The 16,355-nt window shown below is 63.8% G+C and carries 11 protein-coding genes and 1 pseudogene; 2 read left to right on the forward strand and 10 right to left on the reverse strand.

Annotation, left to right across the window (positions count from 1 at the left end):
* Positions 1-13 precede the first annotated feature (13 nt).
* The 4 genes from phnY to HGP13_RS28975 all read right to left on the reverse strand — a co-directional run bounded on the left by phnY (position 14) and on the right by HGP13_RS28975 (position 6,055).
* A complete protein-coding gene (phnY, locus tag HGP13_RS28960; protein ID WP_172232114.1) occupies positions 14-1,471 on the reverse strand; it encodes a phosphonoacetaldehyde dehydrogenase in 1,458 nt (485 codons plus the stop codon).
* 253 nt (positions 1,472-1,724) lie between these two features.
* Positions 1,725-2,981 carry a phosphonoacetate hydrolase gene (gene phnA / locus HGP13_RS28965; protein ID WP_172232117.1) on the reverse strand — a complete coding sequence of 419 codons (1,257 nt, stop codon included), beginning with the start codon at positions 2,979-2,981 and terminating at the stop codon, positions 1,725-1,727.
* 24 nt (positions 2,982-3,005) lie between these two features.
* Positions 3,006-4,205 carry a 2-aminoethylphosphonate--pyruvate transaminase gene (locus HGP13_RS28970; protein ID WP_172232120.1) on the reverse strand — a complete coding sequence of 400 codons (1,200 nt, stop codon included), beginning with the start codon at positions 4,203-4,205 and terminating at the stop codon, positions 3,006-3,008.
* 143 nt (positions 4,206-4,348) lie between these two features.
* On the reverse strand, positions 4,349-6,055 hold the full coding sequence (locus tag HGP13_RS28975; protein ID WP_172232123.1) for a Na/Pi cotransporter family protein: 1,707 nt from the start codon (positions 6,053-6,055) through the stop codon (positions 4,349-4,351).
* Between the two features lie 154 nt (positions 6,056-6,209).
* Between HGP13_RS28975 and HGP13_RS28980 the strand changes: the two genes are divergently transcribed.
* Positions 6,210-7,079, forward strand: a complete 870-nt coding sequence (locus HGP13_RS28980) for a LysR substrate-binding domain-containing protein (RefSeq protein WP_172232126.1) — start codon at positions 6,210-6,212, stop codon at positions 7,077-7,079.
* Here HGP13_RS28980 and HGP13_RS28985 read toward each other — a convergent pair.
* The 4 genes and pseudogenes from HGP13_RS28985 to HGP13_RS29000 all read right to left on the reverse strand — a co-directional run.
* Positions 7,076-9,553 (reverse strand): FAD-dependent oxidoreductase, encoded by a 2,478-nt coding sequence (locus HGP13_RS28985; protein ID WP_172232129.1) that lies wholly within the window; start codon positions 9,551-9,553, stop codon positions 7,076-7,078. The genes HGP13_RS28980 and HGP13_RS28985 overlap by 4 nt on opposite strands.
* Before the next feature lie 76 nt (positions 9,554-9,629).
* Positions 9,630-10,424: a DeoR/GlpR family DNA-binding transcription regulator gene (locus HGP13_RS28990; RefSeq protein WP_172232132.1), complete on the reverse strand. Its 795-nt coding sequence runs from the start codon at positions 10,422-10,424 to the stop codon at positions 9,630-9,632.
* A gap of 80 nt (positions 10,425-10,504) precedes the next feature.
* A complete protein-coding gene (locus HGP13_RS28995; protein ID WP_246707147.1) occupies positions 10,505-11,185 on the reverse strand; it encodes a GntR family transcriptional regulator in 681 nt (226 codons plus the stop codon).
* A 101-nt stretch (positions 11,186-11,286) separates the two neighbouring features.
* Positions 11,287-11,552: pseudogene (locus tag HGP13_RS29000) on the reverse strand (succinylglutamate desuccinylase/aspartoacylase family protein); the annotation flags it as partial.
* Positions 11,553-11,669: 117 nt separating this feature from the next.
* On the opposite strand from HGP13_RS29000, the gene hutH reads away from it, so the two are divergent.
* Positions 11,670-13,166, forward strand: a complete 1,497-nt coding sequence (gene hutH, locus HGP13_RS29005; protein WP_172232138.1) for a histidine ammonia-lyase — start codon at positions 11,670-11,672, stop codon at positions 13,164-13,166.
* 52 nt (positions 13,167-13,218) lie between these two features.
* On the opposite strand, the gene HGP13_RS29010 is transcribed toward hutH, so the two are convergent.
* Together HGP13_RS29010 and HGP13_RS29015 are read right to left on the reverse strand one after the other, a co-directional pair.
* Positions 13,219-14,658 (reverse strand): 2-hydroxyacid dehydrogenase, encoded by a 1,440-nt coding sequence (locus tag HGP13_RS29010; protein WP_172232140.1) that lies wholly within the window; start codon positions 14,656-14,658, stop codon positions 13,219-13,221.
* Positions 14,659-14,788: 130 nt separating this feature from the next.
* Complete coding sequence (locus HGP13_RS29015; RefSeq protein ID WP_172232143.1) at positions 14,789-16,135, reverse strand: FAD-binding oxidoreductase; 1,347 nt, start codon at positions 16,133-16,135, stop codon at positions 14,789-14,791.
* Positions 16,136-16,355 lie beyond the last annotated feature (220 nt).

Genomic DNA, 16,355 nt, shown 5'->3' on the forward strand with positions numbered 1-16,355 from the left:
TCGGGCTGCCCGGTCAGGACCAAGGCAGCGAGAAAGTCTTCACATTGGTGTAGCTCTTCATCGCTTCGATGACGCCTTCCTTGTAGCCATTGCCGCTGTCCTTGATGCCGCCGAAGGGCGACATCTCGATGCGGTAGCCCGGCACTTCCCAGATGTTGACCGTGCCGACCTGCAGGCCGGCGATGTATTTCTGCATGCGCGGAAAGGAGTTGGTGCAGACGCCCGACGACAGGCCGAAGGCGGTCGAGTTGGAGAGCGCGATAACCGCCTCGTCGTCATCCGGAGCGCGCACGATCGGGATGATCGGCCCGAATGTTTCTTCCATCACCAGTTCGGACGTGTGCGGCACGCGGTCGACGACGATCGGCGGCAGCAGCGCGCCCTGGCGGCCAGGGTTGTAGAGGATGTCGGCGCCCTGCTCAGCTGCCATATGGACGCGCGCTTCGAAGAGTGCGGCCGCCTTCTCGTGCACGACTGTGCCGAGGTCGGTCGAGCGGTCCATCGGATCGCCGAAGCGGATCTTCTTCGCCCGCTCCAGCACCAGCGGGACGAAGCGGTCGGCGACGCTTTCCTGGACGAGGATGCGCTTGACGGCGGTGCAGCGTTGGCCGGAGTTCTTCGTCGCTCCGGCCACTGCCAGGTCCGCCGCCTTTGCCAGATCATCGTCCGACAAATCGTTGAGGATGATCAGCGGATCGTTGCCGCCAAGTTCCAGCACCTGGCGCTTGTAGCCGGCGGTGCGGGCGATCATCTTGCCGACCGGCACGCCGCCGGTGAAGGTGATCAGGTCGATGTTCTCGTTGGTGATCATCTCGTTACCGATATCGGCCGGCCAGCCGGTGACCACCGACAGCATTTCCGGCGGCAGGCCGGCTTCATAGAGAATGTCGGCGAGCAGCAGCGCCGTCATCGGCGTCAGCTCGGTCGGCTTGACCACCACGCAATTGTTGGTGGCAATCGCCGGCGCCACCTTGTGCGAGACCATGTTGAGCGGATGGTTGAAGGGCGTGATCGCCGAGATCGCCTTCAGCGGCTCGCGCGTGGTGAAGATCTTGCGCGCCTTGCCGTGCGGGGTGAGATCGCAGGAGAAGATCTGGCCATCGTCCTGGATGCACATCTGCGCCGACAACGTGAACACGTCATAGGCACGGCCGACTTCATAAAGTGAGTCGGTCTTGGAGATGCCGAGTTCCAGCGTGATGAGATCGGAGATTTCTTCGCGGCGCGACGCCAGTGCTTCGGCGGTGCGAAACAGGATCTGCTGGCGCTCGTAGCGGGTCAGCTTCGACTTGTAGCCGGCGGCGATTTCGAACGCTTGGCGGGCATGCTCGGCGCGGCCGGCGGGAACAGTGCCGATGACGGTGTCGTTCCAGGGGTAGCGCACCTCGACGATATCATCGGCATCGACGTTCTTGCCGGCGATACGCATCGGCTCGTGGCGAACTTTGATGGCAGGGTCAAGCTTGGTCATGTGAGTCTTCCCGGTGCTCAGTGAGCCACATTGATCTTTTGTCGGCCAGGGCATCGCGCCTCGGCAATGGCTTCCCCCACTCCGTCGCCGCTCCGCGGCGCCACCTCTCCCCTCTCCGGAGGGAGAGGAAGGGAGCCAAGGCTGGCGTGCTCAGCGCCTTTCCTCTCCCCCGTCGATCGGGGGAGAGGTGGCCCGAAGGGCCGGAGTGGGGGTCGACCAGCGCCATCACCTTACTGGCTACCCAACTCAACTCTCAAGCCAGCGCGGCCGCCATCGTCGCGTAGTAGAAGGCGTCGAAATTGCGCAGGGTCTGCTCGTTGGGCAAATCCGGCAGCACGCGGTTGACAATGAACGGCACCTCCTGCTCGGTCAGCCCGCCATGCGAGCGCAGCGGTTCGTTGAGCGCCGCCAGATCATGTCGGTGTTCGCTGGTGCCGATCGTCTTGTTCTCGGTCGAGATCAGCACGATGTCACCGATGCGGTCGGCCGGCAGTTCGAAGCGCTCGCAGGCGGTCGGGCTGTCGACGACCAGCATGATGCCGTCAATCTCCGCCAGCCGCGCCATGATGCCGGCCTGATCGGCGCCATCAGGAAGATAGGCGGTGGCAAACGAGCCAAGCGCACCGTGATGCACGACATAGGGGTCGGTGATCGGCAAAATGACGCGGGCCGCGTCCTTGCCAAGCCATTCGTCCAAAAGGTCCTGGACATAGACCACGTCGGGCGAACCGTCGGCCTTGTGCTTGGGCTTCATGCCGTGGTCGGCGGTGACGACGATGGCCGCGCCCAGCGCATCGAGTTCGGTCAGGTACTTGTCGAACATTTCATAGAAGGCGTTGGCCTGCGGCACGCCCGGCGCGTATTTGTGCTGCACGTAGTCTGTCGTCGTCAGGTACATGATGTCGGGGCGGAACTCCTTCAGCAGCTGAACTCCGGCGGCGAAGACGAATTCCGATAGCTCGGCCGAATAGACCTCCGGCACCGGCAGCCCAAAATGCTTCGAGGCATTGTCGATGCCGTGCTCGACCTTGGTGGTGGTGTCGGACTTTTCCGCCGAGAAGCACAGCGCACGGCCTTCGTCGAAAGCCAGTCCTTTGCCGAGCAATGCGCGCAGCTTGTCCTTGGCGGTGACCACGGCGACCTTGGCGCCGGCATCGTAGAAGGCCTGAAAGATGGTCGGCGCGCGCAGGAAGCGCGGGTCGTTCATCATCACTTCCTTGCCGGTCTCGCGCTCGTAGAGATAGTTGCCGCAAATGCCGTGCACTGACGGCGGCCGGCCGGTGGCGATTGACAGGTTGTTGGGGTTGGTGAAGCTCGGAATGACCGAGTGGGCGAAGCGCACCGTGCCCTTCTGCTTGATCCTGACGAGGGCCGGCATAAGCCCGGCCTTGATTGCTTCATCGAGGTAAGCGGGCTCGCAGCCGTCAAGGCAGATGGCGATGGCCGGCACGCGCGGCCAGGCGTAGGTGCGGCCGTTAACGGCGACGTTGATGGGAGACATCTGGTTCATCTGATATCCTCGAGATCGGCCGCTTCAGGCGGCGAGTTTGGCGCGCTCGGCTAGTGCCGCGGCGGGGGGAGCGGCGGTGTCGACGCCCATTTCATGAAGCGAGAAAGCCGCCGCCTCGACGACGCGGCGCATGACATGCTCGTCCATCTGGCCGATGCAGCCGACGCGGAAGGAGTCCACGGCGGTCAGCTTGCCTGGATAGATGATGAAGCCCTTGTCTTTCATCAGCTCATAGAAGCGGTCGAAGGCGAAGTTGGCGTGGGCCGGGTTGAAGAAGGTGACGATGATCGGCGACAGCCAGCGGTCCTTGAGCAGCGTTTCGAAGCCGAGGTCACGCATTCCGGCCACCATCACGTCGCGGTTTCTGGTGTAGCGGGCCCCGCGGCCAGCGACGCCGCCTTCGGCCTCGTGCTGGCGCAACGCTTCGAGGAAGGCGGCAACGACATGGGTCGGCGGCGTGTAGCGCCACTGGCCGGTCTTGTTCATGTGCGCCCATTGCGCATGGACGTCGAGCGACAGCGAGTGGCTGCGGCCCTTGGCGGCTTCGAGCTCGCTCTTGCGGGCGATGATGAAGCCGAAGCCCGGCACGCCCTCGATGCATTTGTTGGCGGACGAGACCATCGCCTCGTAACGGATTTCGTTGACATCAAGCGCAACGGCGCCGAAGGCGCTCATCGAGTCGACGAGCAGCTTGCGGCCCTTGGCATGGACGGCCTCGGCAATCTCGGCGACCGGGTTCAAAATGCCTGAGCTGGTCTCGCAATGGATGGCGATGACATGGGTGATGGCGGGGTCGGCCTCGAGAGCCGCCGCCACCTCGTCGCCGCGCGGCGGCAGGTAGTCGCCCTTGTCGATCAGCGTGTAGGCGCGGCCAAGATACTGCATGGTCTGCGCAGCGCGCAGGCCGTAGGCGCCGTTGGCCAACACCAAGACCTTGCCATCCTTCGGGACGAACGAGCCGAGCATTGCTTCGACACAGAAGGAGCCGCTGCCTTGCATCGGCACGCAGTCGAATTCACCGCGTGTGTCGCCGATCAGCGCCAGCAGGCGACGGCGCATGTCAGCGGTCATGCCGCGAAAATCGCCGTCCCATGATCCCCAGTCGCGCAGCATCGCCTGCTTGACCGAATAAGCCGTGGTCAGCGGCCCCGGGGTCAGCAGATAAGGCTCGCCCAGTGCCGGACTGGCCAGCGGCTCCGCGGCAAATTTGGTCTCGGCGAGCATGTTGTCCTCCGACAGATCGCTGCTTTTTGATATGGCCTTAGTCTCGGCCCGAACGACATATTTGTAAAATCGTTATTTTGTATCGAAGTATCGATTTAAACGATGGATAAGTTTGCCGGCTTCAATCCAGCAGTTCCGCCCTGTCATGCCACTGCGGAAGCCATTTCGTCCGCGACCCCGCTGCCCTCGGCCAACCGGCTTTCGAGCAGATCGCCGCTTTGAGTCAGCAAGGGATAAGCGACCGAAGCCATCAGCGAGTTGATTTCCTTCAGCGCCCTGACCGCCTCCAGATGGATGTCGCTGGTATCGATGCTTTGCGGCATCCCCGATTGCAGGCGCTTGAGGTGACGGTCATGGCTCATGCGTTCCAGCTTGCGCATCCGCTCCTTCTCGACGACGAGTTGCCGCGCCGACTCGAGATCGCTCGAGACCAGCACGTTGAGCGCAAGCTGCATGTTAGCCATGACACGGTTATGAAGCCCGGACAGTTCGCTCCAGCCATCGCGTGAAAAGCGCAGGTTCTTTTCGCGCAATTCCTGGGTGAGCACGAGCAGGTTCTTGGCGACGATGTCGCCGGCGCGTTCGAGATTGATGGCGAAGTCAGTGAGTTCGATGCCGCGCTGGGCTTCGGACGCGGTCATGCTGCCGCGATTGACCTCGGCAATATAGAGCTTGATGTCGGTGTGGGCACGGTTGACCTCGTCGTCGAGCTTCTGCGCCTGGCGGATCTGCTCGGCGGTGCCGGCGTCGAAGAAATCCATCACCGGACGAAGCATCACCTCGACGACCTCGCCCATGCGGAGCAACTCGCGGGTCGCGCTGGCCCGCGCAAGACCAGGCGTGCGCATGACGGTACGGTCAAGCGCGCTGCTGCGACGCGACATGAGGTCCGTCCCCTCCTCCGCCTTTGCCGGCGGCTTGTCGGCGATCAGCAAGGTCGCCAGCCTTTCCATCAGGCCGGTGAAAGGCAGGCAGAAGACGACCAGTGCCAGATTGAAGGCGAGGTGCAGATTGACCAGTTGCCGGCCTTCGGTTGCGCCGAACATATCTGTGGGGAACGCCACAGCTTGAAGCGCGAACAAGGCGGCGAGTGCCGCCGTGCCACGGAAGATCAGGTTGCCGAGCGGAACACGGCGCGCCTCGACAGCCTCGCCACGCGTCAGCCACACGGCAATCAGCGCGCCGCCGCAATTGGCGCCGAGGATGAAGAACAGGCCGACCTCTACGGGCAAGACGCCCTGCGCGGCGAGCGTGACGAACAAAAGGATCGCCGCCACGCTGGAATGGATCAGCCATGTGAACAGCGCAGCGGCGGCAAACGCCGTGAAATAATCGGCGCGCAGATAGGAAATCACCAGGGGCAGCAAATTGCTCTGCCGCATCGGCGCGGTCGCCTCGCCGATCATATGCAGCGACAACAGCACGAAGGCGATGCCCATCAGGATGCGCCCGCTTTGCTTGATGCCACGCGCCTCGAACTTCAGGAACATCGCGCCGCCGACCAGGATCAGCGCCGGTATTAACCAGCTGAGGTCGAATGACAGAACCTGCACCACCAAGGCGGAACCAAGGTCGGCGCCAAGCAGGATCGCCAGCCCGGCGGACACCGGTACCATGCCGCTGGCGGCAAAGCCGGCCGCCAAGATGGCGACGGCGGTGGAACTCTGCAGCAGCACGGCAAGCACCGTGCCGACGCCCGCCGACCTGATCCGGGCATTCCGCGCCTGTCTCAGCGCGTCGCGCAATGCCGGGCCACAGGCGCGCTCGACACCTGTGCGCACCATGCGCACTGCCCAAAGCAGCAGCATGACGGCACCCGCCAGATGCAGCAGGATAATGGAAAATTGCATAGCCTCGCCTCCGATGCCAACCGCCGGAAGGGGCGTCGACCCACACTCAGGCTGATGGTCGGCTAAACATAAGTCAAATCGTTCGTTTCTATCTTTTAGTTAGCGGGCCTTATGATAAACTGCGGTCGATATCAGCGTCTCGGAGGCGGAGAAGATGCGCTACGTCCAGCTTCGGGCCTTTCATCAGGTGGCCATATCAGGCGGGTTTTCGCGGGCGGCCGAGGCGCTGTTCCTAACCCAGCCGGCCATATCGGACCAAGTGCGCAAGCTCGAGGAAGAGTACGATGTGCTGCTGTTCAACCGCAACAAGAAGCAGGTCACGCTGACCCATTCGGGCCAGAAGCTGCTCGAGATAACCCACCGCATGTTCGACACCGAGCAGCAGGCGCTCGAACTTCTGACGGAGTCGCGCGCGCTGCGTTCCGGCACGCTCCGGATCGTCGCCGATGCCGCGCACCATCTGCTGCACATTCTTGGCAGCTTCCGGGCTCGCTATCCCGGCGTCCAAGTCTCGGTGCGCGCGGGCAACACCGAGACGGTGATCAGCAGCCTTTACAGCTATGACGCCGATATCGGCGTCCTGGGTGAGGTGCCGACCGGGCGCGATTTCGAGGTGTTGAAACTGAACTCCACCCCGATCATCGCTTTCGCCTCCATCGATCATCCCCTGGCGGGCAAGAAATCGCTGACGCTCAAGCAGCTCTCGCAGGAATCGCTGGTCATGCGCGAGCGTGGCTCGAAGACGCGCCAGAAGCTCGAAGACCTCGCGGCTGCTTCGAAGATCGAGCTGCGACCCGTGATCGAGGCCGAAGGCCGCGAAGCGGTCCGCGAGATCGTCGCCTCGGGCGCCGGCATCGGCTTTGTCTCGGCGGCCGAATTCGGCCAGGATTCGCGCCTGGTGCCGATCACCATCGACGCGCCTGAAACCTTGATGGACGAAGCGCTGATCTGCCTGCGCGAACGCAGCGGCGGCAAGCTCGTGCGTGCCTTCCTCGACATGGCAAGATCGATGTCGGTGGATTAGGCCGCCGCCCTCATCTCCACCACATCCGCCTTCACCCGCTCCGACTTCGGATCGTAGGGGCTGCGCAGATGCACTGTCGCGGCATGGCGAATGCCGGCGAGGTCGATCTCGAAACGGCCGCCGTTGAGGAACGCGGCATCGACACCGGCCTCGTTTTCGACCAGCCCGAGCGCGACCGAGCGGCCAAGCGTGTGGCCGTAGGCAGCCGAGCGAACCTCGCCCACCGGTTTGCCTTGACGCAGGATCAGTTCGCCGCCCCACAGCATCGGCTCCGCGTCGTCGAGGGTGAACAGCACGACGCGCTTTGCCGCCGCCGCCGATGGCTTTGCCTTGACCAGCGCATCGTGGCCGATGAAGCCGTCCGGCTTGTCCATGGCTACGGCAAAGCCAAGCCCGGCCTGCCAGGGGTCGATATCGGGCGTGAGCTCGCGGCCCCACGCGCGAAAACCCTTTTCGATGCGCAAGGCATCGAGCGCGTAGTAGCCGGCGTCGGTCAGACCGAATTCACGGCCGGCGTCATGCAGCGCTTCGTAAACACCCACCGCGAATTCGGTCGGCACGATCAGTTCCCAGCCGAGCTCGCCGACATAGGTCATGCGGTTGGCGTAAGCTGTGGCATAGCCGATATCGATCTCGCGGATGGTCGCGAAGGGGAAGCCGGCGTTGGAAAGATCCGCCGAGGACAGTTTGCCTAAGAGATCGCGCGAACGCGGCCCCATCAGAGCCAGAACCGCATAGGACGAGGTGACGTCGGTGAGGATGGCATGGGCATCGGCCGGGATATTCTTCACGATCCAGTCGGCATCGTGAACCGCTTGCGCAGAGCCGGTGACGATGAGGAATTTTTCCGCTCCAAGCCGCATCACGGTGAGATCGCTTTCATAGCCGCCACGCGGGTTGAGCACACCTGTGTAGACCGAGGTGCCGACCGGCACATCGACATTGCCCGCGCAGATCCGGTTGAGCACGGCGCAGGCGTCGCGGCCCTGGACAAGAAGTTTTGCGAAGGAGGTCTGGTCGAAGATGGCGACGGCTTCACGCGTCGCCTTCATTTCACGCCTGACTGCCTCGTGCCAGTTCTGGCGGCCGAAGGCGTAGTCGTTCTCCGCCTTCTCGCCCGGTTCGGCAAACCAGTTGGCTCGCTCCCAGCCCATTTTTGAACCAAAGCAGGCACCCTTGGCGGCAAGCCGGTCGTAGAGCGGCGAGCGGCGGAAGGGCCGTGCCGTGTCCAGTTCGCGGTTCGGCCACGGCATGGCGTAGTGCAGGCCGAGCGTCTCCTTAACCCGATCATGTAGCCAGCGCGGATTGTTGTTGAACGAAGCGAAACGCCTGATGTCGACCGGCCAAAGATCCATGGTCGGCGCGCTGTTGACGATCCATTCGGCCAGCGCCCTGCCCGCACCGCCGGCGCTGGCTATGCCCATCGAGTTGAAGCCGGCGCCGACATAGAAATTCTTCAGCTCCGGCGCCTCGCCCAGGAGAAAATTGTTGTCCGGCGTGAAGCTCTCGGGACCGTTGTAGAATTTCTTGACCTCGGCTTCGGCCAGTTGCGGCACGCGGACCAGCGCGTTTTCCATCAGGATCTCGAACTGGTCCCAATCGTCCGGCAGCAGCGCGAACTCGAAATTTTCCGGAATGCCGTTCATTGCCCACGGCTTGGCATGCGGCTCGAAGCCGCCCATGACCAGGCCGCCGACCTCTTCCTTGAAGTAGATGAAGCCGTCGGGGTCGCGCATCACGGGCAGGTCCGGATAGACACCCTCGATCCTGCCGGTGACGATGTACATGTGCTCGGCCGAATGCAGCGGCACCGAGACGCCGCACATCAGCCCGACCTTGCGCGCCCATTGGCCGGCGCAGTTGACGACGATCTCGGCTGATATGTCGCCACGGTCCGTCTCGACACCGCAGGCGACGCCGTTTTTGACGCTGATGCCGGTGACCTTGACCCGCTCGAAAATTTTCGCACCGCCATTGCGCGCGCCCTTCGCCAGAGATTGCGTCAAGTCGGTCGGGTTGGCCTTGCCGTCTCCCGGCAACCAGACCGCGCCGACCAGGTGGTCGGTCGCCATGACTGGCCAGAGGTCGCCGGCTTCCTTCGCCGAAATCACATCGATCTCCACGCCCTGCGCACGCGCCGACGCGGCCGTGCGCTTCAGCACGGTCATGCGGTCGGCGGTGCGCGCCACCGACAGCGAGCCGCAATTCTTCCAGCCGGTGGCGAGCCCAGTCTCGGCCTCCAACTCGCTGTAGAGCTGCGTCGAATATCGGATCAGGCTGGTCATGTTGGAATGGCTGCGCAACTGGCCGACCAGGCCGGCGGCGTGCCAGGTGGTGCCACCACTGAGCTGTCCCTGCTCGAGCAGCACCACATCGGTCCAACCGAGCTTGGTCAGGTGATAGGCGACAGAGCAGCCGACGATGCCGCCGCCAACAATGACAACACGGGCCTGGGTGGGAAATTCATGTGCCATGAGCGTTCCGCCATTTGAAGGGATGGCGGACATTAACACAAGAAAACCCAATATCAACTCAAAAAGTCACAAAATATCACATCAAGCTCGCAACGATGAGTTCAGGCCCCTTTTGCGAAAGCGCCTCGGCAAGGGCGGGTTCGGGACTGGCGTCGACAATTACGCCGGCAGCGCGGTTGAAGTTTGGAATGCGGAGCGGCGTCAGCTTGCCGAACTTGCTGCTGTCGAGCACGAAATAGGCCTTCCCGGCGAGCGCGATCATGCGGCCGCGCTGCTCGGCGCCGGCGCGGGTGAAGTCCGTGACCTCACCGTCGGGGGATAGGGCGCCGCCACCGAGAAAGGCGATGTCGACGCGAAAGCGGGCCATGGCGTCGAGCGTGTCGATGCCGGAAGCCGCCTCCTCGCCCGGATCGATTTCGCCGCCCAGCATGTGCACGCGCATGCCGGGGACATGGCAAAGATGCAGCGCAATCTTCAGGCTGGCCGTGCAGATGGTGAGATCGCGCAGTCCGGCCAGGGCCTGCGCGACGGCCAAAGTGGTGGTGCCGGAATCGAGAAAGACCACCATTCCATCCCTGACCAGGCCGGCGGCGGCTTTGCCGATCGCCGCCTTGCCTCCGGCATTTTCCTGGCTGCGCAGGCTCATCGCCGGTTCGCTCGGTTCGAAGCGGGCAGCACCACCATGCACGATGCCCAGCCTGCCCTGGTCCGAAAGCAGCTTCAGGTCACGACGGATGGTTTCGCGCGAAACATCGAAGAACTCGGCCAGCTCGGCGACACTGACGGAACCCTGGGCGCTGAGCCGCCTCAGGATCTCATCGTGGCGGCGCGGGGCAAGCGCGCGTGCCGGCAGGCGACTGACGGGAGACATGGCAATCCCTTATGTCGAGCATTGATGTTGCAATATGTGGCAGTGAACCTGCGTAGACGCAACCGCGCCTTCGGCCAGGCTTAGGGCTTCCGCGACAGGCCGCCGCGCTCGATCGCATTGACGAGCGTCTCGCTGCCTTCGCGAAGATGCCGCCGCAGAACGATCACTGCCTTCTTGACGTCGCGCTGGCGGCAGGCGGCCAGTAGGTCGCGGTGCTCGCTCTGCGAGCGGTTGCGATAGTCGAGGTTCGACAAGAGGATGCGGACATACCGATCGGCCGCGTTGTGATGCGCCTCGATCAGGCTGAGCAGCCGCTGGTTGCCGCAGGCATGGTAGAGCGAAAGATGAAAGGTGCGGTTCAGCGCACCCCAGCGGCCGACATTGCGCTCAGCGTCGATCTGGTCGAGCGCCTGTTCGGCCTCATCGAGCTTGCCATCGGAGAGGGTGGCCACGGACAGCCGCAGCGCTTCGCATTCGAGCAATTCGCGCACCGCGTAGATTTCGCTGATTTCGGCGCCGTCCATCCGGGCGACATGCGCGCCTTTGGTCGGGTGGATGGACACGATGCCCTCGGCTTCCAACTGGCGAAGCGCGTCACGGATCGGCATGCGACTGAAGCCGAACTGCTCGGCCAGTTCGTCCTGGCGGAGAGCAGTGCCGGCCTTTAGTGTCCCGCTGGCAATGGCCTCGCGCAGGACGTTGGCGACCCGCTCCGCCACCGTCTGCGGTCTCTCGATCAGGCTTTCCGCAAATCCGCGCAATCGATGCTCCCCTGCCACTCGGAATCCAGCGTAATGGAAAACCACACAAGTGGATATGAGTATCCTCGTGTACGGGATAGCTCGGGCTCGAACTGCTTCCCTCAGTCGACTTCGACGGCGACCACGGCGGCACAGTCGCCGGCCTTGACCAGACCGGGGAAATGGCGCGCCGTCAGCATACCGGACATTCTTGCCCGGATCTCCTGCGGGGCGATGACGGTGCGGCCGACGGAATGGATGCGGGCCAAAACAGCCCCCTTCGCCAGCGGCTCACCGAGATCGACCATGGTTTCGATCATGCCGTCCTCATCGGCAAACGAGAAGCAATCGCTGACGGCATGTCGAGCCATTGAGTTCTGCCCTTCTCGCTTCTGCCCGCTGCCCCAAATGGGAATGGCTTGCAGTCCAGCCAGCAAGCCGCCACAAACGGTGGCGCCCGCCGCGCCGCTGGTCCGGGCCTCTGGTCACAGGATACAGGCGAGACATGACAGGCCGAATGATACTGCTCGATGCCAAGCCGCTCGGCGTGGCTGACGTCGCCGAGATCGCACGGCGCAACGCCTGGCTTATGCTGGGCGAAGAAGCGATGCACCGCATCCGGGCAAGCCGCGCCCTCATCGAGCATCTCACTGGACTCGGCAAACCGATGTACGGCGTCACCACGGGCCTCGGCGCCTGCGTCGACACGCCGCTCGCGCAGGCCGACCTGATCGCCTTCCAGCACAGCGTGCCGCTCAGCCACAGCATGGGCATCGGCCCCGCCCTGCCGACCGAGGCAGTGCGGGCAATGATGACCGCGCGCATCTCGGGCATGGCTGCCGGCGGCACCGGCACCTCCGAACGCGTGGTCATGGGCCTGGTGGCCGCGCTCAACGCCGGCGTCCATCCGGTGATCCCGACCTGGGGATCGATCGGCGCGGCGGACCTTGCCCATCTCGGCCATATGGCAAGGTCGCTGCGCGGCGATGGCGAAGCGGAATTCCTGGGCAGGATCATGCCCTCCGCCGAGGCGCTCGCTCTCGCCGGGCTCGAACCACTCGACTTGCGCGAAAAGGACGGCCACGCCATCATCGTCGCCAACAGCCTTTCGACCGGAACGGCGTGCCTGTGCCTCGAAGACGTCGCCCATCTCATCAACTGGGCACTGGCAGCGGTCGCCCTCAACTATGAGGCGTTCCGTTCTTCGCTCACCGCGATCGACGAGGATGCGCTCGCAGCACGGCCAGCCTTTGGCCAGCGCGAAATCGGCGCCCGATTGCGCACGGAGCTGGCGGGAAGCGGCCTGTGGAAGGACAAGGCAGCGCGGCGTCTGCAGGATCCGCTCAGCTATCGCTGCGTGCCGCAGGTCTGGGGCGGCCTGCTCCATGCGTTCGAACAGGCGCGGCTGGCGACCGAGATCGAACTGACCCATTCGGGCGACAACCCGGTGATCCTGGCCGAGGGCGAACGGGTGATTTCCAACGGCAATTTCGACCTCACGGCGATGACGCTGGCCTTTGAACAGCTTGGCCAGGCGCTGGCGCATTGCGCGGTCGGCACCGCCAATCGCTGCATGAAACTGATGTCGCCGACAATCGCCGACTTGCCGCGCTTCCTGTCGGCCAGGGGCGGCAGCCGCCAGGGCTATGCGGAACTGCAGAAACCGCTTTCCGCGCTGGAAGCCGAGATCCGGCATCTGGCCAACCCGATGTCGCTCAGCCCGCTGGCCGTTTCGGACGGCATCGAGGACCAGTCGTCGATGGCGCCGAGGGTGGTGGCCAAGACCGCCGAGATCATCGAGCGCATGCGCTATCTCGTGGCGATGGAACTGATCTTCGCGGCGACTGGCGTCGAGTTGCGCGGCGTCGTCGACAGTATGGGCGAAGGACCGCGGCGCACCTTTGCCGCGGTCCGCGCCCTTGTCAGCCCGCTCGACGACGACCGCGAGATGAGCACCGATATGACACGGATGGCGCGGATAGTGGCCGGTCCCCGGTACTGACCCTTCGCTCCATCCGCCACTTGCTGTTTAATCCCGTAGCGGCAGCCTGATCCTATTGGTAAGGCCCCCTGAGATTCAGCTTCTCGGCCAGAAGGCAAAAACGGTCGATCAGCCGGACAAGCTCTTCGCCCTGTTCGGCGACGATCATGCCGCGCTCGGCGGGCGGCGTGTTGGCAAGGGCCTTCCACAACCGGCTTTGCCGATCGCAGACATCCGCCAGCTCGGAGCAGTTGCAGGAAGTCAATTTCAAAAGGTGATCCGCCGTCACCGGTCCGATGCCAGGGGGCGTCGTCGCTCCAAGCAAGTGATAGCCGGGCGGCACGGTGCCTCTCGCATTGGTCACCGCTTTGCGACAGATGACATCGAACAGCTGGTCGACGGCCTGCTTGGCGCCGGCGACGCGCGAAGGATGGTCGGTATCGGCGGCGGCGTGCGGCAGAAGTTCAAGTTTGTCGCCATGCCTTTCGACCAAGTCGAGATAGGGCAGCATCGGACCGGACAGACGCCCGGTCGAGGCATCGCTGAACAGGTCGGCATCGATGGCGGCATGGCGCAGCTGCCCTGCATCCAGCGCCTCGCCAAGGGCCGCAACATCGACAAGCTCGCCGCGATCGTAATTGACCAGCACTGCACCCTTGTGCATGCGGGAGAGGACGTCTGCGCCTATAATCCCGGCATTGGCGTAGCGACCGCTTTGCGCGTCCTGCTTGCCCAGGCCGACATGAACGCTCAACACATCGGCGCCTTCAGCCGCATCGATGAGGTCCGGCGCAAAGACAAAACCCTCGGCTTCTATCCAGTCCCGATGTCGCGGCCGCGCGTGGATCACCACGCGCATGCCGAAGGCGCGGGCGAGCTTGGCGACCTCGCGGCCGATATTGCCGTAGCCGATGATGGCGATGGTCTTGCCTTCGAGCTTTTCGGTCGGAAAATCGCGCAACTCCCGGCCGGTGTCGAAGGCGCCGCGTGCCACCCGCTGGTGAAGCCTGTCGACCGGAAGATCCGGCAGCACCTTCAAAATAGCCTTCATCACCATCTGCGCCGTGGCGCGGCTGTTGATGCCGGGCGTGTTCATGAGTACTGCCGTGCCGCCCTCGCCACTGCCGCCACCCCAGGAGCGCGATCCCATATTGCCGGTGCCGGCGCCGATCCGCACGCCGGCGATCGGAAAGACGGTCTCCGAGGGCAGAAAGGTCGCGGCGGCGATGACGGCGTCGTAGCGCCCGTCGCCTGCGGCTTCAATCAGTTCCTCGCGAGTACTGAGGTCCGGCTGGTAGAAGAAATGCACCCTGCCCTGCTCAAGCCCCGCTTTGTCGCCAAGTGCTGCCGCGTGAAAGCGGCCACCCTTGGCCTCGATATGCACACGCACTTCACTCGGATCAGACTTGCCGTCAGGTCCGAAGCGTACGCCGATCAGATCGCAGATCAGCACGGCGTAGACGCTTTGCGGATCGAACGGCTCCGCGGCCTGTGGGCTGGTGTTTGCGGTCACGTCGTTTCCCTCATGCAAGAACGGCAGGCCCGCTGTAGCAGCAGGGTGTCCTGAATAATCAGAACCTATCCGCCCGGAAGGGCGTCAGATCGATCGCCGGCGGCAAACCAGCGGCAAGTTGCGACACGGTCTAGAGGCTGGGTCCCAGCTCGATCGGGCTGCCGTCGCTGAACCGGGACTGACGGAACCTGTGAAGATTATGTCCTGTCTCGTTGCCCTGGACGAGGTCGGACACGATACGGCCCATCCCGGGTCCGATGCCGAAGCCGTGGCCACTCATCCCGGTGGCGATGACGAGACCCGGAATTTCGGCGGCACGATCAACGATCGGCACGACATCCGGCATCGCATCGATCATGCCCGCCCAGCTCGCCTTGAGCGGCACTGTCTTGAACTCTGGGAAAAGTGCCCTGAATTCGCGGTCGATATCGCGTAGCGCCGAGGTTTTTGGGGCGGGATTGAGGATGCGCATCCGTTCGAACGGGCTTTCCTCGTCCGCGTTCCACCTGCGTGGGGTCGACCAGCTGTCCGGAAACCCTCGCGGCGCCGCCGGCAAATAGTGGGTGCCAAAAGGATTGGCCATCAAGGCGGGAACATATTTGCTCATGTGGCGAAACGCGTCAGGCCCGACGTAAAGCTGATTGGAGCCGCCCGATGCCAGCGTGTAACCGCCATCCTGCCGGCGCCGGAATGCGATATGGTCGTCGGCGACGGCGCCCGCATGCATTTCGGGCATGGGTCCGGTGGCGGCGACGGTGGCCCTGACGCTGAGCTGCGGGATGGAGACGCCGTGGGCGCGCAGGAAGAGCGACGTCCACGCACCGCTCGCGACGACAGCGTTCGAGGTGGCGATACGGCCCTGCTCGCTCCAGACGCCGCTGACGCGTCCAGCCGATATGTCGAGCATACGCGCCGCACAATTCTCGATGATCGTGACGCCCTCCCGGGCGGCCAACCGAGCAAGCGCCGGCACCGCGACCCAGGGCTCGGCGCGCATGTCTGACGGGGTGGTCATCGCGCCCTTGAAGGAGCGCGACATGGCCGGGATCAGCCTGGCTGTTTCGCCTTGGTCAAGGAGACGCGTGTCGACGCCGTGGGTCTCGGCGATTTTCAGGAACTTGGCGAAGCCGGCCATCTCCTTGTCCGTTCGCGCCAGATAGGTGACGCCCGTCTGCTTCAACCCGATGTCTTCACCGCACTCGTCGGCCAGTTGCCGCCAGAGGCGTTGCGCTTCGATCACAACAGGCAGTTCGGCGGCATCGCGACCCTGCTGCCGGATCCAGCCCCAGTTGCGCGACGATTGCTCGCCGGCGATGCGCCCCTTTTCCAGCAATGTCACCGAAATGTTCCGCCGCGCCAGGAACAGGGCCGTGGTCACGCCGATGACGCCACCGCCGATGATCACAACCTCCGAAGCCTTCGGCAACGGCGCTTGAAACTGGATCGGCATGGCTTCGGTGAAGGGAAAATTTGTCAAAGAAGACCACCCTCTTGATATTCGCGGCAGTGCCCGCCCTGCCGGACTGGCCGCTTCCGTGGATGTCGGCGATGCGTGACAGAACTGATAGTCCGTCAAGGCTGGGTCGAGCTGGAGAATCTGCGCGTCAGTGCCATGAAATTGTTTATGCCAGTGAATGTCGCCTGGACACCAGGACATGAATTTTGACGGCAAGGCCGCGAACGCCGGCACCGCCTGT

Origin of the sequence: Mesorhizobium sp. NZP2077, assembly GCF_013170805.1 — a bacterium.
Lineage (GTDB): Bacteria > Pseudomonadota > Alphaproteobacteria > Rhizobiales > Rhizobiaceae > Mesorhizobium.